Annotated in this window: 17 protein-coding genes and 1 pseudogene; 9 read left to right on the forward strand and 9 right to left on the reverse strand. The window is 41.1% G+C overall.

What is annotated here, in order from left to right; translation table 11 throughout:
• Window positions 1-12: 12 nt before the first annotated feature.
• The 6 genes from R9C00_28395 to R9C00_28420 all read right to left on the reverse strand — a co-directional run bounded on the left by R9C00_28395 (window position 13) and on the right by R9C00_28420 (window position 5,609).
• Window positions 13-2,400 carry a LysM peptidoglycan-binding domain-containing protein gene (locus tag R9C00_28395; GenBank protein ID WPO35622.1) on the reverse strand — a complete coding sequence of 796 codons (2,388 nt, stop codon included), beginning with the start codon at window positions 2,398-2,400 and terminating at the stop codon, window positions 13-15.
• A 115-nt stretch (window positions 2,401-2,515) separates the two neighbouring features.
• Window positions 2,516-2,758: a LysM domain-containing protein gene (locus R9C00_28400; GenBank protein WPO35623.1), complete on the reverse strand. Its 243-nt coding sequence runs from the start codon at window positions 2,756-2,758 to the stop codon at window positions 2,516-2,518.
• A gap of 108 nt (window positions 2,759-2,866) precedes the next feature.
• Entirely contained in the window at window positions 2,867-3,808 is a 942-nt protein-coding gene (locus R9C00_28405) for a CsgG/HfaB family protein (GenBank protein WPO35624.1), read from the reverse strand.
• A gap of 137 nt (window positions 3,809-3,945) precedes the next feature.
• Entirely contained in the window at window positions 3,946-4,479 is a 534-nt protein-coding gene (locus R9C00_28410; protein WPO35625.1) for a hypothetical protein, read from the reverse strand.
• A gap of 83 nt (window positions 4,480-4,562) precedes the next feature.
• Window positions 4,563-5,015: a spore germination protein GerW family protein gene (locus R9C00_28415; GenBank protein WPO35626.1), complete on the reverse strand. Its 453-nt coding sequence runs from the start codon at window positions 5,013-5,015 to the stop codon at window positions 4,563-4,565.
• A 60-nt stretch (window positions 5,016-5,075) separates the two neighbouring features.
• The gene (locus R9C00_28420; protein ID WPO35627.1) at window positions 5,076-5,609 is read right to left on the reverse strand and encodes an ankyrin repeat domain-containing protein; all 534 of its coding nucleotides are present in this window, start codon (window positions 5,607-5,609) and stop codon (window positions 5,076-5,078) included.
• A 637-nt stretch (window positions 5,610-6,246) separates the two neighbouring features.
• Here R9C00_28420 and R9C00_28425 point away from each other — a divergent pair.
• From R9C00_28425 to R9C00_28450, 6 genes are all read left to right on the forward strand, one after another.
• Entirely contained in the window at window positions 6,247-7,788 is a 1,542-nt protein-coding gene (locus R9C00_28425; protein ID WPO35628.1) for an OmpA family protein, read from the forward strand.
• Window positions 7,789-8,139: 351 nt separating this feature from the next.
• A complete protein-coding gene (locus tag R9C00_28430) occupies window positions 8,140-9,705 on the forward strand; it encodes a sugar porter family MFS transporter (protein WPO35629.1) in 1,566 nt (521 codons plus the stop codon).
• Window positions 9,706-9,711: 6 nt separating this feature from the next.
• Window positions 9,712-10,779, forward strand: a complete 1,068-nt coding sequence (locus tag R9C00_28435) for a family 43 glycosylhydrolase (GenBank protein ID WPO35630.1) — start codon at window positions 9,712-9,714, stop codon at window positions 10,777-10,779.
• Window positions 10,780-11,047: 268 nt separating this feature from the next.
• Window positions 11,048-13,516, forward strand: coding sequence for a beta-galactosidase GalB (galB, locus tag R9C00_28440; GenBank protein ID WPO35631.1), 2,469 nt, complete (start codon window positions 11,048-11,050; stop codon window positions 13,514-13,516).
• Window positions 13,517-13,839: 323 nt separating this feature from the next.
• Window positions 13,840-15,540 carry a hypothetical protein gene (locus R9C00_28445; protein WPO35632.1) on the forward strand — a complete coding sequence of 567 codons (1,701 nt, stop codon included), beginning with the start codon at window positions 13,840-13,842 and terminating at the stop codon, window positions 15,538-15,540.
• A gap of 39 nt (window positions 15,541-15,579) precedes the next feature.
• The gene (locus R9C00_28450; protein ID WPO35633.1) at window positions 15,580-16,209 is read left to right on the forward strand and encodes an outer membrane beta-barrel protein; all 630 of its coding nucleotides are present in this window, start codon (window positions 15,580-15,582) and stop codon (window positions 16,207-16,209) included.
• Window positions 16,210-16,285: 76 nt separating this feature from the next.
• Here the strand turns inward: R9C00_28450 and metG are convergent.
• Window positions 16,286-18,361 (reverse strand): annotated as a pseudogene (metG, locus tag R9C00_28455) (methionine--tRNA ligase).
• 111 nt (window positions 18,362-18,472) lie between these two features.
• Window positions 18,473-18,817, reverse strand: a complete 345-nt coding sequence (locus R9C00_28460) for a VOC family protein (protein ID WPO35634.1) — start codon at window positions 18,815-18,817, stop codon at window positions 18,473-18,475.
• A gap of 251 nt (window positions 18,818-19,068) precedes the next feature.
• Between R9C00_28460 and R9C00_28465 the strand changes: the two genes are divergently transcribed.
• Together R9C00_28465 and R9C00_28470 are read left to right on the forward strand one after the other, a co-directional pair.
• Window positions 19,069-20,529 carry a M14 family metallopeptidase gene (locus R9C00_28465; protein WPO35635.1) on the forward strand — a complete coding sequence of 487 codons (1,461 nt, stop codon included), beginning with the start codon at window positions 19,069-19,071 and terminating at the stop codon, window positions 20,527-20,529.
• A gap of 96 nt (window positions 20,530-20,625) precedes the next feature.
• Window positions 20,626-21,699 (forward strand): Gfo/Idh/MocA family oxidoreductase, encoded by a 1,074-nt coding sequence (locus R9C00_28470; protein ID WPO35636.1) that lies wholly within the window; start codon window positions 20,626-20,628, stop codon window positions 21,697-21,699.
• 92 nt (window positions 21,700-21,791) lie between these two features.
• Here the strand turns inward: R9C00_28470 and R9C00_28475 are convergent, their stop codons facing one another.
• Window positions 21,792-22,199, reverse strand: a complete 408-nt coding sequence (locus tag R9C00_28475) for a hypothetical protein (GenBank protein WPO35637.1) — start codon at window positions 22,197-22,199, stop codon at window positions 21,792-21,794.
• 804 nt (window positions 22,200-23,003) lie between these two features.
• Here R9C00_28475 and R9C00_28480 point away from each other — a divergent pair.
• On the forward strand, window positions 23,004-23,330 hold the full coding sequence (locus R9C00_28480) for a hypothetical protein (protein ID WPO35638.1): 327 nt from the start codon (window positions 23,004-23,006) through the stop codon (window positions 23,328-23,330).
• Window positions 23,331-23,413: the final 83 nt, after the last annotated feature.

Below are 23,413 nucleotides of genomic sequence, written 5' to 3' on the forward strand. Positions count from 1 at the left end.
ATTTTTCTACTACTATACCGGAGGTGGTACTCCTCCTGGTTTCACCGGGCTTAGGCTACTATTCAGTATGCTGTTAGCCCTCGTCTTTATTCGTTCATCAGCACCAGCATTGTCCCTAATGGACTGGACTACTAAGCGTTCATCTATCATTTGCAGCTGCTGAGGAGATTGCATCCTTTGCATGCCGGCCACTCTTTCTATAGCCGCCACAAATATTTTAGACATATTATTGATCCACTGGTTCACGGTAAGGTCTACCATCATGCCGTTGCCCATAGGCGAGCGGATAATAGAAGCCAAAGGAACATTTCTAAGTTGGATAGGCCCTGCGTTTATGTCCGTTTTCACACTCAAAGCAGGTCTTACATAACCGATGACAGCACGTTCGAGTTGTGCCATTTGGAAAGCTGGGTTGTATCCTGCTCTCAGGAAAGCGCCGTAAAGCTGCTTGTCATTTTTTAAGGCTATTTCCGCATCAAGTCCTTCAGTTTCTACTTTGCCAGTTACTTTGTACAAGTCAAAAACTTTCAAGTTCCCATCGTGGATTTCATTATTTCGCATAATTACATCCACATCGATACCTATTTTTTGGAAATACTCGGCAAAGAGCTGAGGTTGTCGGGCTTTCATGGTAGCTATTACCGCCCCTAACGACCCATTACTACCTCCGCCTTTTCCCGCAAACTGGATGAATCCCCAAGAGAAATTGGCTTTATCGTAGGTATTGATCGCATCGCAATTCCCCTCATGTTTTGACACATACTGGAGGGCAAGAGCCATACTTTCATCTAGCCCTAAGCTTTTGTAGGCATCTATCGATAGGCTAATGGGAGCTTCTCCGCTATAGCCCACACCGTTGTAATATTCATTGTAACTACTTCTCACAAAGTTATTGAACTCTGCCACAATCATTTGCCCACGGGATGTTGGATGGGGAAAGGAGAGTTTGTAGTCAGTGTACTCTCGCAACATTTTGTAAGTGATATCATCTGGGGCTACCAATCCTCTGGTGAATTTATTGGTGCCCATCATTTTCACGTGTTTATCTTTCTTCGTCCAATAGTCTACCCGTTTCTTTTGTTGGAAAAGCTCAATAGCTTTTACCGTTCTAGGAATATGAGCGTAGCTTATCGGAGCATTGCCTATTCTCGCTTGGAGTTGGCTGGGCGCTTCTCCATGGGCTTGGGTAAGCATTTTTAATTGTACCAGTCGTTGCTGTACTTTTTCTAGGTCGGCAGGGTTGTTCGAATTAATTCTTCCTACGGGGCCTACTATGCCATTACCAAATAGTTGGATACCATTATATGCCTGCAACTGGTAGATAGCCCGAGCTTTTTTGATAGCCTCCGCTTTGCCGCTTAAACTTGAAGGAAAGCTGATAGGGGCTTGGGTTACCACGTTAGGAGAGCCAGTTGGTCCACTTGTGGTGGTGGTAGTTGGCTGCGGCACAGGTTGAGAAGTTGGCAAGATCAATTTTTGTCCCACATACAGTGCGGGAGTTGCCAAGTTATTAATCCTCATGATTTCTTGAGGAACAGTAGAAAATTGATTAGCGATTTTGGAAAGCGTATCGCCAGCCTGAACCGAGTAAGACCGTACTTCTGGAGTAACTTTAGGAGGTTCGGTTTGGGGCTCCCCTACTTTCAGTATTTGCCCAATGTAAATAGTTGCATTGGGTGCAAGCCCATTTTGGGCAAGTATTTTTTGAGGAGTAGTATGGAATCGCTGGGCAATAGCATACAGCGAATCCCCTCTTTGCACAGTATAAACTGCTCCAGTTACTACCGGTGTTGGTTGAGTATGTGGAGATGTCGGTACTGTTTGGGGTTGTGGGCGCGGCTCGGTAACCACCAACTTTTGCCCTACATAAATAGAAGCATTCTGTGGTAGTTGATTGAGGTTGATTATGAGTGCCGGCGTAGTTCCATATTTTTTTGAAATAGCATAAAGCGATTCACCTGCTTGCACGGTATGATACTGAGCAGACCCAGATGAACTTCCAGAAGGAGGGGCAGTGCTTCCACCCCGTGTCGCCACTGAGCCAGATGCCACGCTTGGTGTTCCGGCATCTACCACTAACTGTTGGCCAATGCTTATGGGCTGGCTTGGGGTGAGGTTATTATTGCTAACTATTTTCTCAGGAGACGTATTGAATTTTTTTGAAATAGAGTATAAAGAATCTCCTGGCTTTACAGAATAATACCTGAAAGGTCTGCTTGAGCCACCTTGGGTAGAGGCTGTGCTTGTTTGTTTTTTCTCTTCAGACACAATCAGTTCTTGACCAACGTAGATGGTGTCATATGGATTCATTTTATTGAGTTCGAGAATTCTAGAAGTACTTATGTTGTATTTTCTCGAAATCTGATAAAGGGTATCTCCGGGTTGTACCTTGTGGATCATGTTATTTTGTTGTTTGATAACAGGTCTAGGAATGGGAGTTTTTTTAAGACCTGTGTATAGAACAAATTCTGGTATGCTCTATCTATTTATGTTGATAGAGTTATCTTAAATAAATCTAGTCTTCTTTTTTTTCATCATCAGGATCTACAGAATAATACCTAAACGGCCTACTTGATTGAGTAGATGCGCTTGCCTGATTGGCAGATAAACCGGAAGCATTGTTTATCTGCAAGTTCTGTCCAACTGTAATTGCCTCTGCAGAAGCCAAGTTATTCAGGGTGATTAAGTGCTCCACGGTCACATCATAGTTCTGGGCTATTTGAGCGAGTGTTTCGCCTTCCGTTACTGTATGTGTCATTAGTGTTTACTTATTAGGTGAAAAATAAAATTTAATTTTACCATATGTAAGTAAAGCAAAATATATAAACAAGTCAATGAATTGTAAGAATATTTTTTATAGGAAAAGTTAATCTTTTAAGAGTTCATGGGGTATTGTTACGGCATCTATAAATTCTTCAAACTTTGTTTTCCCCTGTCCGCTAAGCACCCAAATAGATTCCATATTTTCTAGCTTGAACATCAACTCTTCTTTTCCCTTTAGCACCTTGCAGGTAGAGAAATAATCATCATCAACCGATAGTATTTTGAGTGTGCCAACTTGTCTGTTTCTTGGTATCTGTTTTCCATCCAGCTCAACCATTACGGTTTCCACTATTTTCAATATTTGCCCTTCTCTGCATCCTTTTATTTTTCCAGCGGTTACTACCACTTGTTGCACCTTTCTTTTCGAGTTTTTCGAAATTTCAAATATTTTGGCTTTTACAGGGAAGTATTCATCTATAAAGTAAAAAATAGGCTCTCGTGAGTTTCGTATGGCGCTGGCAATGGCTTCTTCTTTGGAACCAAAGGGGATTTCTATCATCAATATTTTATCGCTATTTCCTTTTAGGCTTTCCGAGGCTATTATTTTCCCTGTTTCTACTTCTATCACCTTGATGGAAAAGTGTGCTTTACCAGAATAGCCTAATAGTTTTTTATCTTTTTCCTCTTCGTCTTCATACAGCTCGCTCACAGATATATTTATCAATTGCCCTGTTACTATAAATTGAGCTCCAAGTTTTTTGCCTTGTTCCACAACTTCGCCTTCTATAAAGCTTTCCCCTTTTTGAAGGTTTTCTTCTGAGAAAATATCATCAAAATTGGTGCGGTCTACTACGGTAAAGCGGTTCGAGCTTGTAAAAGCATCCACCACTATTTCGGTAATGCTGCTGGAATATCGGGAGGCGTTTCGGGCTTCGGAAGAGCCAAAGGTAGTTACCCCGATTATTTTCTTTCCCGGAGAAGTATCTTGGGAAAATGAAGGGGTTATTACAGAAAAAAGCAACAAGCAGAAAAATATATTTTTCATGAGTAGAGGTCGGTAGTCAAAGAAAGTATGCTAAAAGTTTTAGGTAGTATTGCTTACGAACCCTAGCAAATCTAGTTGCCATTCATTTGCAAAGGGCTCGTTTTAATCTAAAGTTTCCTGCCGACTTCTAGTTCTTACTAGTCTTTCGAAATGTATTGCTGAAGATCAATTTCTATTTTGTCGGAAATAACTACAGCCATAGGGTATTTTTTCTGTAGTTCTACGTATAGCCTATGGGCATCTAGTTTTGAAACAAAATTCCCAACTAATACAATGAAATTTGGTGGGTCATAGCGGAATTTTACATTGTTTCTACCATAATCTACCACAAGGCTTCTCTCTATGTCAGAGCCTTCCTTCCTGCCTTTGCCAGAGTAGACCATTACCTTATAACCTTGGGTGGTTTTTATTTCTTGGTTTTTACGGGCGATGAGCTCTAATTTATAATCAAGATCTTTGTTGATGGTATTTTCGGGTAAAACAGCCCTTTCGGTCACTACGGTATCTTCCTCTACCACCGTTTCTTCAGGTTCAATAGGCTTAGGAGCTACTTTTATTCTATACATTGAAAGGTCATCGTTAAACGGTCCAGTTGTAGTGGGAACTTTTGGTCCACACGAAGCCAACAGGGCAATGACCAAGAAATAAGGAATGAGTTTTAGATATCGCATTTAGCCAGTTTTTTTTAGCAAAACTACGCAGCTATTCTTACTTATCAAACTTGCAGGCTTTATTGGCAGCAAGTCTATTTTAGCTATTTGAATATTTTTCTCAAAATAATGCCAGCTATGATTCCGCCTACAAAGGTCTTTATCAGCTTCTTTTGAGGGTTTATAGGCATAAAACGAGTAAATTCGGCGGTGATTTCCACCATGCCAATCGGCTCTACTTGTATTCCTCCTCCGCCACCAAACCCAATACCCTGCCCTTCTACATCTACTTGTTCGTCACCAGCTCTGCTTTTGATCCACGGGCTTTTGCCCCAGCCTCCCCCAAACCCATATTTCACTTTCGAAACCGGAACCAATGTTTTTTCTTTAGATACAATGGGGGTGCCGAATACTGTATCTACTTTGCCAGTTGACTGGAATTTATCTATGATCTCTTTGAATGGGTTATCAGCTTGCATGTTTGCGAAAAGGTTTGGGTGGAAAAGTGAAAATACGGCGAGAAGGCTATTGTTTGCCCCCATCAAGATAAGGTTCATTCTGCTGATAACCCAGCAAACCTTTTCATTTTTTCCAAAAGGCTTGCTGGGCTTGTAATTCTACTTCCACCTTTTGTCTTTTAGGAGGGAGGCCATTCCTTTGTCTTTGTTGCTTTTGGCATAATCAATAGGTTTTTTGCCGTTCCTGTCTTTTATTTTAGGGTCAGCGCCCGCTTCCAAAAGCTTCTCGGTTATGTCGTACCTTTTTTCCTTGGCGGCAAAGTGCAGTATCGTCATCCTTTCACTAGTGAATTTGGCAGAAAGGTTTGCCCCGCTTTCTACCAATGCATTTACTGCAAGTAGTTGATCGGCATGGAGCGCACTGTAGAGTGGGGTTTGTTGAGCTTTGTTTAGCGCATTGAGGTCGGCATCGTACTCGGCCAGAAGGAGGATGATTTTATCATGGCCATGAAATGCCGCCACATGTAAAGGAGTGTTACGGAGCATATCCGTTACATTGGGGTCAGAGCCTGTTTCCAACAAGTTCTTTACTTGTTCATAGTTGTTTTTTTCAATTGCCTTAAACAAAATACCCGATTCGGCATCTTGGGCGCTTGCCGAAAATAGCCCAAGCGTGCTTACGAGTACGAACAAAATAATTTGCTTTAATTTCGAATTAAAAAAAGAAAGGGTTGACATCATTTTAGGTTTGAGTTACTTAGAAAAAAATAAATCGTAGTATGGAATCGATTGAACTTAGGTACAGTTATTTATCTTATTTTCTCAAAATGACCAATTGTTAAATAGGCTTTTGTGGAAAGCTAAGGGGCTTTAGCCGAATATTCCTTCACTAAAAATATTTTTTACTCCTTTGTCCACCAAAATATGGTATTTTTGCATTTAAGTAATTGTCTTTTTGGAAAGTGGACTTTATCTTATAACTAATAAAATCCACCAACAAGAGTGATTGCTAACTTTGTACGGAATTAAAATACTTTCGGTTATTGTGCAGAGAATTATTTTTCTTAAGCCTTATTGGTTTTCATTAACAACTATATGTTTACAAAATCTTTATCTTGTATATAGAGATAACCCAAACAACTTTTTTCCTTACCCAATATTCTACAACTACTTCGCCATTGCCTTGGCAAAAATTCAATCTTTCCCAACTAGCTTCTCAAACAAATGAAATGGCTGCTTTCAATTGAATACGGCTAGTGAAAAAATGAAAAGACAGATTAGATTATAGAAGATATATTGTACCAAACTCATCAGCTCAACTGAATTTATTATGAAAAAAATTGCAGTATTTGCAGTGATCCTTATGACACTGCTCCAGGCCAAACGAGTCAATGACTTTGCCCCAGAAAATCTAGGGCCAAATGTGAACTCTGAATATGAAGATCGCTCTCCTAGGATTTCTCCAGATGGGAATACCCTTTATTTCGCAAGAAATAACCATCCTCAGAACCCGTATTTTAGCCAAGTAGACGTAACCCAAAACATTTGGGTTTCAGAAAAAAATAGTGAGGGAGAATGGGGCGAGGCTCAGTTGATGACAAATGTGCTCAACAACGGCCCGGTCTCTTTTGTGACTAGTGTTCAGCCAGATGGTAACACCTTATTAGTTGGAGGGGTGTTTAAAAAAGGTGTTTATGAAGGTGGTGCAGGCTTTTCTATAACCCACCGCACTGAAAATGGCTGGACTCCTCCTGACCAAATTCAAGTTAAGGATTATCAGGAAATGGTGAAGGGACACAGGCACAACGCTCAAATGACCAACGATGGTCATGCATTGGTAATGAGCTTTAGCGAGGAGTCAGAAAGGACGGCCAACTACGATTTGTATGTGAGCTTTAAAAAGAAAGATGGTACTTGGCTAAGACCTAAAAATTTGGGTGAGATGATTAATACACCTGGTTTTGAATATTCTCCTTTTATGGCTGCTGATGGCAAAACGCTTTATTTCGCTAGTGATAGAGAAGGAGGTAAGGGAGGAAATGACTTCTATGTAACACATAGGTTGGACGAAACATGGGAGAATTGGTCGCCACCTAAAAATATGGGAAGCTACATCAACACCCTTGAAGATGAGACTTATTTTTGCTTAGATGCTTCGGGCGAGTTTGCCTACATAGTTTCAGACAACCATTCTTATGGAAAAGGTGATATTTTCAAGGTAATGCTGAAAGAGGAAGATAGGCCAGGTCCGGTTGTATTGGTAAAAGGAAAAGTCTTTAATGCAAGCACTAACGAGCCAATGAAAGCAACTATCGCTTACAATGATTTATTTGGCACAGTTGAACTAGGAAACGCAATTTCTAACCCAGAAACTGGGGAGTATAAGATTGTGTTGCCTTATGGTAAAAAATATGGCTTTGGGGCAAATGCCGAGGGTTTTGTGGCATCTTTCAGCAATGTAGACCTAAGCGATGTAAAGACTTATGAAGAAAAAACAGTGAACCTGTATCTGCATCCACTAGAAGAAGGTCAGACAATTAGGTTGAATAATGTATTTTTCGATACAGGGTTATTCGAACTAAAGCCAGAGTCAAACAACGAGCTGGATAAAATCTATAATTTATTGATAGAGAATCCTTCAATGGAGATTGAAGTAGCAGGGCATACAGATAACCGAGGCAACCCTTTTGACAACAAGGAGCTTTCTGAAAATAGAGCTAGCGCAGTAAGGAAGTATTTAATAGCAAAAGGCATAGCCTCAGAACGTGTTACTCCCGTAGGCTATGGTCATACCGTACCGCTTGTGCCTAATATTAATGAAGGAAACCGTCAGAAAAATAGAAGGGTGGAATTTACCATTTTGAAAAAATAAAAAGAATAGACGAGATCTATCTTCTTTACTAATGCGAAGGGGAGCCTAATTGGCTCCCCTATTTTTGTGCAATAGTTTTCATTGCCCAAATAATGTAAGTAGGCAAATGGACTTTTCTCAATACAACGTATTGTTTTTTTATAAAAAACCTTCTTAAAAACGATAGTATCGAACTTGTCCAGTTTTTGTCCATGACAAAAACTGTTCTATGTCCCAAACATTCTTTTTCTTCCCGCTTTCATTTTTTAGAAGCCCCCAGCACAGTTTTTTAGAATAGTAGGAATAGTTGAGGTTTTAGCTGCAAAGGGTTTTGTATAAAAAATATGATCATGAAACTAACAAAAAATTGACATGCAACCTTACAAAAGAAATGCCTTTGTTTATTCCACCATTGTTGCGCTTGGAGGCTTTGTGTTTGGGCTAGATGCGGCTGTTATCTCAGGCACAGTTCGGTTTATTACCCAAGAGTTTTCCCTTTCCGATCTTCAAGTAGGAACTGCTGTAAGTGCTCCTGGGTTAGGCGTATTATTTGCCCTTCCTCTGGCCGGATACATCAGCAATAAATTTGGTCGAAAAAAAGCTCTTCAAATAGTAGCAGCGCTTTACCTTGTTTCAGCAGTTTGTTCTGCTCTTGCACCAAGTTTTGTGGCATTAGTTGCTGCCCGTTTTTTAGGAGGTCTTGCATTTTGCTCTTTGTCTTTGGCATCTATGTACATAGGAGAAATTGCCCCACCTAAATGGAGAGGTAAATTGGTTTCCATGAACCAGATGAACATTGTCATTGGTTTGTCAGCAGCTTATTTTGTGAACTACCTTATTGTGCAAGCATCGGCTTCGGGCGCTACCTGGGTAGATACCTTAGGTATTAGCAAATATACCTGGCGCTGGATGCTCGGTTCGGAAATTATACCTGCATTAGCTTGGTTCGGTTTGCTCTTCATCATACCCAGAAGCCCATCTTGGTTGGTGTATAGCAATCGAATAGAAGAGGCAAAAAACTCCCTTCGAAAAATTTATCCAGAGAATGAAATAGCGCATCAGATTCAAGAAATGAAAGATAGTATGGGGAGCAGTAAGGCAGACGAGTCTATGCTTTCTCAGCTGAAGGAAATTTTGGGGAAACCGATGCGAACTACCTTAATTATTGGGGCTACTATTGCCATAGTGCAGCAAACTACGGGCATCAATGCCATTCTTTTTTATGCGCCTACGGTTTTTGAACAACTGGGCATAGGTACCGATGCGGCATTTATGCAAACAATTTGGGTCGGGCTAACTGGCTTGGTTTTCACCGCACTAGGTTTGTTGCTCATCGATAAAATAGGTAGGAGGCAGCTCACTATTTGGGGCTTGGTTTGGATCATGCTCAGCTTGGGCTTGTGTTCGTATGGCTTTATGGTTGCCCGTTACAAGCTCTCCGAAAAAAACATAACTGAGTTAATCGAAATCCCAAATGCCGAACGCTTGCTAAAAATTGCAGGGACAGAGTTCGCCAGCGATACGGAATATAAAAATGCGCTGAAAGAAGTGTTGGGTGAAACCGATGCGAGAGATCACTCGAGCGTATTGCTCCAAAAAGCGGCCAAGCTCAACCCAACGCTTATTTTAACTGGGATTTTGAGTTTTATAGCGGCCTTTCATTTTTCAGTAGGTCCTGTTTTGTGGGTGCTGCTATCTGAAATTTTCCCCATTTCCCTAAGGGGTATTGCCATCCCGATGTTTGCCCTCATTACCAGTATTACGAGCTACATCGTTCAGCAATTTTTCCCTTGGCAGCTTACCAATATGGGCGGGGCGTACATTTTTCTTTTCTATGCAATTTTAGTTTTTGTTGGCTTGGTGGTTTTATATCGCTATCTGCCCGAAACCAAAAACTTGACTATAGAAGAAATACAGTTAAAGCTTAAAAACCAATAAATAATCATGAGTAAAAAGTTAAGCGCAGCAAGCCTACGGGCTAAAAATTACGATAAAGGGCCAGAGTGGTATTGTGAAATAGTAACGAAGGAAATCACGGGCGACTTGGCAGTGAACGAAGATGGGATGGTGCGCCGTGACCCTAGTGCTGTTATAAAAGTAGGTGACCTTTACCATGTGTGGTACAGCAAATCCACAGGAAAAAGCTATGGCTTTGGAAGTGGGGATCTCGAAGCAAAAACATTTCCTTGGGATCAGTGCGATATTTGGCATGCAACCAGCAAAGATGGCTGGCACTGGGAAGAGGAAGGCGTAGCGGTTACACGTGGAGAAGCGGGCTCTTATGACGATAGAAGTGTATTTACCCCCGAAATTCTTGCCCACGATGGGAAATATTATTTGGTGTACCAAGTGGTAACATCGCCATACTTACGCCGCTCTTACGAGCATATTTCTTTGGCAGTGGCCGATTCTCCTTACGGACCTTGGGAAAAAGTACCCGGTCCTATTTTGGAAACTGCCCAAGACGGCGAATGGTTGGGTGAAGCCGACAACCGTTTTTTGGTGAAAAGCAAAGGGAGTTTTGATAGCCATAAAGTGCATGATCCCACGCTCATGTTTTTCAATGGGAAATTCTATTTGTACTACAAAGGCGAGCCAATGGGCGAAGAAATGTTTATGGGCGGAAGAGAAACCAAATGGGGCGTTGCTATTTCCGATAAGCCCGAAGGTCCTTATGTACGAAGCGAATACAATCCAATCACAAATTCTGGCCACGAAGTATGTGTGTGGCATTACAACGGAGGGATTGCCGCTATGCTAACAACAGATGGCCCTGAGCGAAATACGCTCCAGTGGGCGGAAGATGGCGTAAATTTCGAGATAATGGCGCACATAAAAGGAGCGCCCGAGGCTAATGGATTGTTCCGAACTCCCAACCACGACGATAACCCGCTTGAGGGATTGCGCTGGGGGCTTTGCCACGAAGTAACGGGGCAAGCTGGCTTCATGAAACGCTTTGAGGTAGATGAAGAATTGAAAGGTTATTTCCTAAGAAGGGAGACGTATGAATAGCAGTAAACAAAATTGTTTTTCTGAAAGGAGAAGGGTAAAAGTTTGGTAGCAGAATTTGACGATATTTGTTTGGTATCCACTATCTAGTACGAGAGGAGGGCTTTTATAGCCCTCTTTTTTTTTGTTAGATCTAATTCCTATTAGTTAAAAGGTTTGCATCAATCGCCGACTATTTAATAACTTGCCTCTAGTATATTTGTACAAATCCGACATTTCTTCCTCCTCTCTTAAGAAGGAAGAAATAATTTTCGACTTGTAACAAATACCTATGAAAATGTTAAAAAAACTGGTGTTTAAACCACTCCTTATCCTGCTTGCAACATGTGTATTTCATGTAGGGCAAGCTCAAGATGCCAACTTCAATGCAGGTTGGCTATTTTTTAATGAAGAAGCTACTGGAGCAGAAGCAGCCGACTTCGATGATTCTGGCTGGAGAAAGCTTGATCTCCCTCACGATTGGGCAATTGAAGGTCCTTTTGATGTAAAATACAATGCCCGTGCTGGAGGCCTACCTTTCCACGGAACAGGCTGGTACCGCAAGCACTTTAAAATGGAAGAAGCTGCCAAGGGCAAAGTGGTCAGGATGGAATTTGAAGGGGCGATGTACGATGCCCATGTGTGGATAAACGGAAAACTGGTTGGTAACCGCCCTTATGGCTACATCGGTTTTGAGTTTGATATTAGCAAAGAACTAAAATACGATGGATCTGAAAACGTAGTAGCCGTTCGGCTTACGCCTAAAGACCTTTCTTCTAGGTGGTATCCGGGAGCAGGAATTTATCGTTCAGTTTGGTTGAAAATAGACGAGCCTGTTCACATTGCTCAGTGGGGGACATATATCACCACTCCAACCGTGTCCGATAAAAAGGCAGTAGTTCAGAACGAAACTACGGTTATCAACAAAAGCGGTGAAAAAGTTGAAGTGGAAGTAAAGCATGAATACTTTTCCCCAGCTGGAAAATCAGTAGTTTCTGTAAGTGAAAAAATAAATATTGAAGCAAGTTCTTCGGCAATTTCGGGTGTGTTTTGCAACATAGAAAACCCAAAACGCTGGGATTTAGAAACGCCTAATCTTTATAAAGTAGTTACTACTATTACCCAAGGGGGAAAAGTGGTAGATACTTACGAATCAAAATTTGGAATTCGTACCATTAGCTACACCAAAAACGGTTTTTTCCTAAATGGAAAGCAAGTCAAGTTCAATGGGGTTTGTCTTCACCACGACAATGGCGCGCTGGGTGCTGCGGTGTACAGAAGAGCCGATGAGCGTAAGTTGCAAATCATGAAAGATATGGGTGTGAACGCCATTCGAACTAGCCACAACCCTCCATCAAGGGAGCTTTTGGAGCTTTGCGATGAAATGGGCTTGATGGTACAAGACGAAGCATTTGATGTGTGGGAAATTGCTAAAGTTCCAAATGGCTACAATGAGTTTTACAAGGAGTGGGCTGAAAGAGATTTAAAAGACATGATCATCCGTGACCGTAATCACCCGTCTATTGTGATGTGGAGTATTGGAAACGAGATTTTAGAACAAAGAGGAAAAGATGGTTGGAAAGAGGCAAAAAGGCTAAATGAGTTTTGTAAAGAAACTGATCCGACTCGCCCAACTTCAGCAGGATTTAATTATTACTCTGCACCATACGACAACAACATGGCCCAGCAAGTAGATATTGCTGGAATGAATTACAAGCCAGCCTCTTATAAAGAGGTGAGGGAGAATTACCCTGATTTACCTGTGTATGGTTCTGAAACATCGAGCTGCACGAGTAGCCGCGGCGTGTATCATTTGCCAATCGAAAAATACAAGACCCACGAGTCTATTCAGGTAACAAGTTATGATATTATAGGTCCACCTTGGGCATACCCTCCCGATGTTGAATTCCAATTCCAAGAAGACAACCCTTTCATTATGGGCGAGTTTATTTGGACTGGTTTTGATTACCTAGGCGAGCCGACTCCTTATGGCGGAAAAGACAATTCGACCAATGGTTATTGGAACGCCGACTGGCCTGCCAGAAGTTCGTATTTCGGTGCTGTGGATTTGTGCGGTTTCCCTAAAGATAGATTTTACCTTTACCAAAGCCAGTGGACGGAAAAGCCGATGATCCATGTGCTTCCGCATTGGAATTGGGAAGGAATGGAAGGAAAAACTATTCCTGTTTATTCGTACACCAACTGCGATGAAGCAGAGCTTTTTGTCAATGGAAAATCGATGGGCAAAAAAGTAAAGGGAAAAGATTTGACCGAATTGCCCGTAAGCTTTTTGAGGTATGAGCCTAAAACGTTCCAATCGAAATATCGCCTTTCTTGGGATGTGCCTTACGAGCCAGGCACTATCAAGGTAGTGGGTTATAAAGGTGGAAAAGCGATAGTGGAAAAAGAGATAACTACGGCCGGGAAACCTGCGAAAGTTACTCTTTCGGTAGATAGGTCCGAGATAGATGCTGATGGAAATGACTTGGCGTATGTAACGGTTAGGATTGAAGATAAAAACGGGAACCTTTGCCCAATGGCCGATAACTTGGTGACTTTCGAAGTAGCTGGAGAAGGTTCGCTTATAGCGGTTGATAATGGAAATGCAGCGACTACAGAGTCGTTCCAAGCGAGTTATAGAAAAGCATTCAGCGGCATGTGCCTAGCAGTTTTGAAATCGTCGAAAGAGGCAGGGCAAATAAAGTTGGTAGCCAAATCGAAAGGTTTGAAAAAAGCGGAAATTGTAGTTTCTACTAAGTAGGATAGTAAATTTCAGCTCTTAAAAGGTCAAATACATCTTGTGTATTTGACCTTTTTTTATGAAAAATTAAAAGTGGAAAAAGATACGGTGCGTATTATGCTTATATTGAGAGTGTAGATAAGTGATTAAGAATTTGTTTAAAATTCAGGTTTCCCTCCCTCTTGGCAGGCAAGCGCTTCTGTGGGATTTTGCAGCGAAATAGATAAAGTTTAATCATACTCATAATCTATAACCTACAAGTAACAAGCTTTTTAAAACTAATTTGCCTCAAGGAAGGTTATGTTCTGAAGCATATTTTTTTCAATTTTTAACCAACCAATAATTTGAACAGAAGCAAAGCACAGGAATCAAGAGCGGCAATCGAACGGATTTATATAGTAATGCGTCACCTTTTTAACAGAGGGCATTACAAGCCTTTGGGAGTTTCGGGGCAAGAATTAATAGACGCATTACTCACTCTCAGCCCCGAAATTTATGGAAGTATGGGCGACGCAAACAAGGTAGAGCTCGATGGGATGGTGTATGTAGTGGATAGGCTACCCAAGGGGATTGAACAATGCCGGTTTATCCGCCTTATTTCCGAAGAGGGCTATGCCTACTCCGATTTTGAAATTATAAAACCTGCCAAACGCCGCCGAAATTGTTATCGAATTGACAAGGAAACTATGTTGATTGAGGTGACAAGGGGGCGAAGCGAGATTTATGATGTGCTCACCCACCTTACGTTTATGTTCATCGAGTCTCGGAAGATCATGAAAAATGCCTTCCCTGAAAAAGGCAAAACGTTGCGTGAGTGGGAAAAACTAAAAGAAATAGTAGAAGGAGAAGTGGCTCTGAATGAGGAAAATAGGGAAAAAGCTTTTGCCTATCTCAGTACGGTTTTGGGTAGGACATACGACGAGGTAAGGGCTGCGTATTTCAGGTTTGAAGAAAACCGAGACCAAAATAAAGGGCTTTTTGAAGTGGTTTACCGCTTAGGTAAATTGGCATATGAAGAAGAAAAAGAGGAAAACCCTCGTGAGATAAGCTTTTCCCCTGCGCTAAAAGAGAGAATAGGTCATCATATCTATGGGGAAAGGTGGGCCTCGGAAATAAAAAGGACACTTTACCAAAAGGGCTTATTCGAACGACCTATGCATATTATCAGTGCAAACATGCACAGTGTGTACAATAGTTTTTATGCATATCCTATCCTCAAAAACCTGGGGATGGAAATGACCATAGAGGAAATGACCACTTCTATCAAAGAAGATGACAGCTTGAAATATCAAAGTCAGATAAAGTCGTATGCGAGATCATCGGGTTATTATGAGTTATTGGATAGCTCGGGTACGAATATTCCCGTGCAGATCATCGATACCGGTCAGCTCGATTTGGATGCACTTTCCCCTCAGCTTGGTATTGACAAAAAGTACATGGAGAAAAACAAGCCGGTTATTATAGTGATGGATTATGCTTTTGGGGAGCAGGCGTATGAAACTATGGACGAGTTACTGAGGCCTTATGAAGTAGAAGGTAAGGAAATTCCTATGCCGGTAGAATCCATTGCCATTATGGGCAAGGCGGGAATTTTACAAGGAGGAAAAGGCGATGTGATGATCCCTACGGCACATGTATTTGAAGGTACGGCAGATAACTATCCTATTGAAAATGATGTTTGTAAAAAGGATTTCAAAAAGCTTGGGGTGAATGTTTGCGAAGGGACTATGGTTACGGTGCTTGGGACTTCTCTCCAAAATAAAGACGTATTATCATTCTTTAAAAATTCGTCGTGGCAAGCTATTGGGCTAGAAATGGAAGGTGCACATTACCAAAAAGCTATTCAATCTGCTACAAAAATTAGGAGAAGCATCAAAAATGATTTAACCTTGAGGTACGCCTATTATGCCTCTGACAACCCGCTCGAAACAGGTAGTACATTAGCTTCTGGTAGCTTGGGCGTGGCAGGTGTAAAACCTACTTATCTCATTACGGTCTGTTTCTTAAATAAGATTTTGGGAAATAAACATCGTGGTAGAGATTAGTAATCATGAGATAGAACCGGAACTATAACTTAGTATATCATGAATAAAAAAATACTTTTAGTGTTAGCATTTTTACTTGGCTTAGCTTCGCAAGTATTTCCGCAAAAAATAGAGTTTTCACCCTATGCTGGGTACATGTTGGCGGGTAAGTTTAATGCGAACAGAGGGGAAATCGATATCAAAAACGGAGGCAACTTTGGGGCAACCCTTAGTTTTAACCTTTCTAATTATACCTTCGAAGATAATACTCACCTAGAACTGATGTATAATCACCTCAATACGTATGTCCTTAGAAGAGAATATGGTTCGGGAATTACTAAAAGGTTATTCGATATGAATGTGGATTATTACCAAATAGGGGTGACACATATGGTGGTACCTGATGGAATGTTTAGGCCTTTTGGTTCTATTTCCTTAGGCTGGTCTACTTTTAACCCCAAAGAAAGTGGTGTAAGTAGCGAATCGAGGTTTTCGATGGTTCTTGGTGGTGGCGCAAAAGTATTTTTCACAGACCATATTGGTATTAGGGTACAAGGGAGGTTACTGATGCCTATGTATTTTAGTGGTGGAGGATTATGGTGTGGTACTGGCGGGTGTAGTGCCGGCTTGGCTGCTAGTTCTGTAGTTCCTCAAGGAGATTTCACAGGCGGGTTAATCTTCGCCTTTTAGAGAAATAAAAAGAACAAAAAGGGGATTGCATTTTACATGCAATCCCCTTTTTTTATTGGCTTAACCCTCTTCAGGTTTATCTCACAATGCTACCGTTGCTTACAGCCTTGGTAGGGCTCACAAAGTTAAGAGAGCCGTCTTTGTCCTCAGCCATCAAGATCATTCCTTGTGATTCAATTCCTTTGATAGTACGAGGAGCAAGGTTTACTAAAATAGATACTTGCATGCCCACGATTTCTTCAGGGTTGAAGTATTCGGCTATGCCACTTACAACCGTCCGTTGGTCTATTCCCGTATCTATTTTTAGCTTCAAGAGCTTCTTGGTTTTAGCCACTTTTTCAGCATACATAATAGTACCTGTTCGGATGTCCATTTTTTGGAAATCGTCAAACGTCGCTGTTTCCTTTGCAGGTTCGGCAGGTTGGTTAGCTAGCTTCGAATTTTCTAATTTCTGAACTTGCTCTTCTACCTGAGTATCTTCTATTTTTTTGAAAAGTAACTCGGCATCGCTAAGCTTGTCGTAAGCATACAGCAATTCGGTATCCCCAGCCTTGGTCCAGTCAAGTCCTCTCAAACCAAGCATGCGCTGCAATTTCTTAGCCGAATTAGGCAAGAAAGGCTCCATCACTATGGAAAGGTTAGCGCAGATTTGCAAGGAAACGTTCAGTACGGTTTTTACTATTTCAGGATCGTGCTTTATCAGTTTCCAAGGTTCGGTATCGGCTAGGTATTTGTTGCCTAAGCGAGCTAAGTTCATCATTTCAAACTGGGCTTCCTTAAAGCGGTATTGCTCTATCAGTGCTCCAATTTTAGCAGGAAATTCCTCAACCTTTTGAAGTACTTCGATATCAAATTTGGCTAACTCACCCCTAACAGGTACATCGCCGTTGAAATATTTATGCGTTAGCACTACCGAGCGGTTTACGAAGTTTCCTAACACAGCTACGAGTTCATTGTTTACCCTAGCTTGGTAATCTTTCCAAGTAAATTCGCTGTCTTTATTTTCAGGAGCTATTGAATTAAGTACATACCTCAACTCATCTTTTTTATCAGGGAAATCTTGTAAATATTCGTGCAACCACACTGCCCAGTTTCTTGAAGTAGAAAGTTTGTTCCCTTCTAAGTTTAAAAACTCATTGGCAGGTACATTGTCGGGGAGCACGTAGCCTCCGTAGGTTTTGAGGATGATAGGGAAAATGATGCAGTGGAAAACGATGTTATCTTTCCCTATGAAATGCACCAACTTTGTATCATCACTTTTCCAATAATCTTCCCAGTTTTTTCCTTCCTTTGAAGCCCATTCTTTGGTAGCAGAAATGTAGCCGATAGGTGCATCAAGCCATACATAAAGTACTTTTCCCTCTGCATCTTTTAACGGAACTTTCACGCCCCAGTCCAAATCGCGGGTCATGGCACGAGGCTGAAGCCCGCCATCTACCCAAGATTTACACTGACCTAGCACATGGTTTTTCCATTCTTTGGGGTCGTGGTGAGGTTTGCCGTCTAGCGTACCTTTTTCTATCCATTCTTTCACCCATCCCTCGTGTTGGTTCATGGGCAAGTACCAGTGCTTAGTTTTTTTCAGCATAGGAGTAGAGCCCGAAATGGTAGATTTTGGGTTGATAAGCTCAGTCGGACTCAAGGTAGAGCCGCAATTTTCGCACTGATCGCCGTACGCATTTTCGTTTCCACACTTAGGGCAGGTGCCTACTATGTATCTATCCGCCAAAAATTGGTCGGCTTCTTTATCGTAATATTGTTCCGATTCTTCTACAGTAAACTCGCCCTTATTGTTGATAACTGTAAAAAAGTCTTGGGCAGTTTTGTGGTGAATAGGGGCAGAAGTACGGTGGTAGATATTGAAGTCAATCCCAAATTCTTCGAAAGTTTTTTTGTTGATTTTATGAAACTTATCGATGATAGTTTTCGGGCTAACTCCTTCCTTTTTAGCCTTTAGCGTAATAGCCGCACCATGTTCATCGCTTCCGCAGATGAATGCCACGTCTTTTCCCTGCATCCTCAAATACCTCACATAGGTATCGGCAGGAAGGTAAGCTCCTGCTATATGTCCAATGTGCAAAGGACCGTTTGCGTAGGGTAATGCTGCTGTTACTGTATATCTCTTTATATCCTCCACTGCCATAGTTGGTGTCTTCTCAAAGCAAGTTTGTCAAAATACTGACAATCACATTGATAATTTAGAACTATTTTATTATTGCAAAAGTACAAAGTTTATCAAGCCTTCTAAGAAATAAGGGGAAAATTATTCGGTAGCCCAAATGGCCAATTCGTTGCCTGTAGGGTCTGTAAAGTGAAATCTCTTGCCTCCTGGAAAGCTGAAAATATCTTGGGTGATTTTTCCGCCAGCATCTTCTACTTCTTTTTTGGAGCGTTTGAGGTTTTCGGAATAAAAGATTATCAATGCACCGCCAAGTTTGGCAGTTTCTACTTTTGCGAAACCGCCTTCAGTTTTGCCATCGGCAAAAGAAGTATATTCGGATCCATAATCTGTGAATTTCCAGTTGAACAGGCTACCGTAAAATGTTTTAGAAGCAGCTATATCGGTCACAGGGATTTCTAAGTAGTCTATGAGGTGGTGTTTGCTCATGTTTTTTGGATTTATAGATTGAACCATTTTCTTTTATAGAAGAATAGGGTTATTTAATGGTTTTTTAGGAATCTGCTTTACAACTTCAAGTAATTGAAAAATTCAATATTGAGAGTGAAGAGGTTAGATGCTAGAAATCAGATGATAGAAAAAAGTAAATCCCAGAGTAGATTTCTCTAACTTCTCTTAAACCATACAGAATCTTTTACTTAGCTCAACTTCACACTAAATAATATTCAAGGTAGAAAAAAATGAAGACACTAACAGCAATCTTGCTTTTCTTTCCAGCAATCATATTTGCACAGTCAGCACCAATCCACAAGCAGCTGGAGCAAACGTTCGATCAGTTCAGGGAAACCAGCATAGATAAAAGGCGCTTAAAACATTATCTGGTAAAAAGTTTGTTGGAAAAAACTGCTAAGCAGGATGCTTTTTCACTCACCACTTTAGGAAAGTCCATAGAAGGTAGGGAGATTAACATGTTGAGCATTGGCTCAGGCTCAACCACAGTTTTACTCTGGTCGCAAATGCATGGGGACGAGCCTTCGGCTACCATGGCCCTTTTCGATATTTTTAAGTTTTTGCAAGATGATGAAGTATTAAAAAAGGAGAAAAAACATCTTTTCAAGAACTTGACCATCCATTTTATTCCGATGCTGAATCCCGATGGGGCGGAACTTTACCAAAGAAGAAATGCCTTGGGAATAGACATCAACCGAGATGCCCTGCGCCTCCAATCCCCCGAGGGGCGCATATTAAAAGCGGCTAGAGATAGTTTAAATGCGGATTTTGGCTTCAATTTGCATGACCAGAGCCGCTACTACACCGTAGGCGAAACGAGGATGCCTGCTACTATTTCCGTATTAGCACCCGCTTTTAACTTTGAAAAAGATATAAACGAGGTGCGAGGAAATGCGATGAAGGTGATAGTGGGGATGAACAATGTTTGGCAGAAATATATCCCTGGTCATGTGGGGCGGTATTCCGACGAGTTTGAACCAAGGGCTTTTGGTGATAATATTCAGAAATGGGGAACGAGTGCGATCTTGATAGAGTCTGGTGGGTATCCCGGCGATAGAGAAAAGCAGCTGATCAGGAAAATGAACTACATCGGAATTCTTTCAGCTCTTTTTGCCATTTCAGATGAATCGTTTGCTGAGGAAGCTTTGGATGGTTATGAGCAAATCCCGAACAATAGCCGCAACTTATTGGATTTAAAAATCAGCAATTTTACCTACGAGCTTTTGGGTGAAAAGTATGTGTTGGATGTTGGTATAAACTATACCGAAGTAGATAATGAGGCTCATAATGATTTTTATTTCCGAGGAGTAATTGCCGATTTGGGGGATTTATCAACTTCTTACGGTTACGATGAAGTAAATGCCGAGAATTTGGAATATAAAGCGGGAAAAGTGTTTGAAAAGACATTCGAAACTCTGGAAGAATTGGAAAAAGAAGATATAAAAAAGCTATTGCAAAAAGGATACACCTATGTTCGGGTGAAAAATATAGATCCTAGTACTGCATTCACACATCTTCCCATCCATGTAATAGGTAGTGAGACGGAGATAAAGTCTGCTTTGAAGCAATGGCAAAACCCAACTTTTTTGTTAATGGATGGGCAAAAAGTGAAGTTTGCCGTGATCAATGGGTTTATTTACGATTTTGACTGGGAGAAAAATAACATTAAAAATGCCTTAATCCTAAGGTAGAAAACTTTACAAAATAGAAATTGTCTAAAGTAAGTGGTTTCGTAGCCGAAAGATTTTACTTGAGACAATTTCATAATCACTAAACAAAATATGAAGATGGACACACCTATAAAAGTAGTGATAGTGGGCTGCGGAAATATGGGCGCTTCACATGCGAGAGCGTACCAGAAAATGGCAGAGTTTGACGTTGTGGGGCTGGTGAGCAGAAGCCCCAAAAGCAGAGCTGCACTTAGCGGAGAGTTGGGAAATCCCGCTGGGTTCAATAGCCTAGAAGAAGCATTGGAAGCAGCCAAACCAGATGCGGTTTCAATCAATACGTACCCCGATACCCATGCAGAGTATGTAAAGAAAAGCCTAAGAGCTGGAGCACATGTTTTTGTGGAAAAGCCTCTTGCCGTCACGGTAAAAGAAGCGGAAGAGATAGTGGCTTTGGCAAAGGAGTTAGATAAAAAAATAGTAGTCGGCTATATTTTGCGAGTGCACCCGGCTTGGGAAAAGTTTATTGAAATAGCTCAAGGTCTAGGTAAGCCATTGGTAATGCGGATGAACCTCAACCAGCAAAGCAGCGCCGATACTTGGTGCACGCACTTAAACCTTATGAAATCGATGTCCCCCATAGTGGACTGCGGTGTGCATTATGTAGACGTGATGTGTCTGATGACAGGCTCAAAGCCAGTAAGGGTAAGCGGAATAGGAGCTAGGCTTACCGAGGAAGTTGCCGATGATATGTATAATTACGGTCAGTTGCAGGTGACGTTTGAAGATGGTTCAGTAGGATGGTACGAAGCTGGCTGGGGACCAATGATTAGCGAAACTGCTTATTTTGTGAAAGATGTGATAGGGCCAAAAGGCTGTGTAAGCATAGTGGACAAGTCTGGGGAAAGAGAAGGCGGATCGGATGATGTAGATTCACATAGCAAAACCAATACGCTAAAAGTGCATTACTCGGAGCTGGGCGAAGACAGGAAGTTTGTGAAAAAAGATGAGTTTGTAGATACCACAGATGAACCCGACCACCAAGGTCTGTGCGACAGAGAGCAAGCGTATTTCTTAAAAGCGATCAAAGAAGATTTGGACCTGACCCAACATTTAGATGATGCGATCAATAGTTTGAGGATTGTGTTGGCAGCAGATGAGTCGTTCAAAACGGGGAAAACAGTAGAGTTGTAATCAGAGCATGAGAATTGAATAAATTGAGTTTGGATTTTGATAAGGGGTTAGTTTTTTTACTCCCTAATTCACACTCCAAACTCACGCTTTTCCTAATAATCTTCCAAGCTCATCCCTTCTTCTAGCAATATCTCTACTTCTTTTGGTAGGTATGACTTGGCTTGTCCCACTCTGTTGCCTTCCTCAAATTTTCTATCGAGAATATTATATTTAATATGGTTGAGCAAGACCTCTTCGTCAAGTGAGGCTTTTTCTTTCGTGTCAAGGTTGTACCAACGTATTTTTTTGAGACAATAGCGCCTCAGCACGGTTTGTCTTTTTACTTCTACAAATTCTCCTTGCTTACCTTCCATAAACTCCAAAATCCCTGAGCTTTTCTTTTGTTTGAATACTAGGGTAACGCCAAAGGAAACTCTAAAGTGAATATCTGTGGCATTGTCGGATAAGTAGACGAATTCTGTGCAATAATTTAAGTCGAGAAGGTTGGTGAGTTCGAACATAGCTAGAGATTTAACAGCACCAATTTACAAAGTGCTTGTGCAAAAATAGGATGTGGATAGTGCAGGTAGGGTTACAAGTGTGTTGGGGTTCTGTAAAAGAACAGTTTGAATATACGGCGAATTGTAGGGAAAGTTTTGAGAGGCTGATAAAAAACACCTTATGGAAAACCTCTTGCTCGTTATTTAGTTAAGTAGGTGAACATAAAAAACCATATATTTTGACTGTTTCTTTTTCCGCTATGCGTCGTTAAAAAATCATTCCGTAGCTGGGCTATGCAAGGATTTTTTGTCTTGCCTAACGAAAAAATAACCGCATCCAAATATACGTTTACTTATGTCCACCTACTTAAAAAGGCGATATCCTTTTTTTGACTCATATTAATATGCAAAACAAAAAGCTCTTTTGGAGAAATGAACTATTCAGGCTTGCAGGCTTTATCGTTTTTCTGGTTTGTATTAAAGTTCTCCCCCTCTTTTTTACTTCAAACAACGAAAGCCAATTTTTTGTAAAATATTACAAAGGCAGGTTGCCTATAAATTTTTCCGTTTTCATCACCATTCTTTACTTAATAAGGGTTGCTTTCCTTTATGGTAAATTTCAGCTCCAACAAAGAAGGGCCCGTAAACCGAGCTGATTTTAGGCTATTATGCCACCTATATAGCTTTCAGCTTGCCTTTGGTTGGTAGGCATATACGCTTGTTCATCGGGAAATATTCCCGTTCAAAGTAACAAGATTTTTTTCTATGCTTTTCGCCCCCATCTTAGTCTCATAAGAAACCAAATCCACTAAGATTATGAAAGGTATGAAATCAGTTATAGTTTTTTTCTTCGGATTGTTTTTATCGTTTGGAGCATTGGCAAATAGCGGAGAGGGAGACCCGGAGAAGGACTCGGGAAAAAGCACAAAGCAAAGCCTCGAGCTAGCCCAGGCTGAGGCTGAAAAAGAAGCTATGCAGGAAATTATCCGAATGGGCGTGCCTGATGATTTTAAAACGATAACTCCTAAAAGATCAACAGCCTCCACATACGATTTGCAAAATTTAGCTGATAAAGAAACCCTAAAGGCTGATTTCATTCCATCTACAGCACCAAGCTACGGCGTAGGGCTGACCATTCCGCTAAAAAAATAAAGATATATGTTAACCAGAGCCCAACACAGGAGCGGCATTTTACCAGAGATGTACAAGTTCCTGTTTGGGTCATCTATTGATTA

This window comes from Flammeovirgaceae bacterium SG7u.111 (assembly GCA_034044135.1).
In the GTDB taxonomy this organism is placed as follows: domain Bacteria; phylum Bacteroidota; class Bacteroidia; order Cytophagales; family Flammeovirgaceae.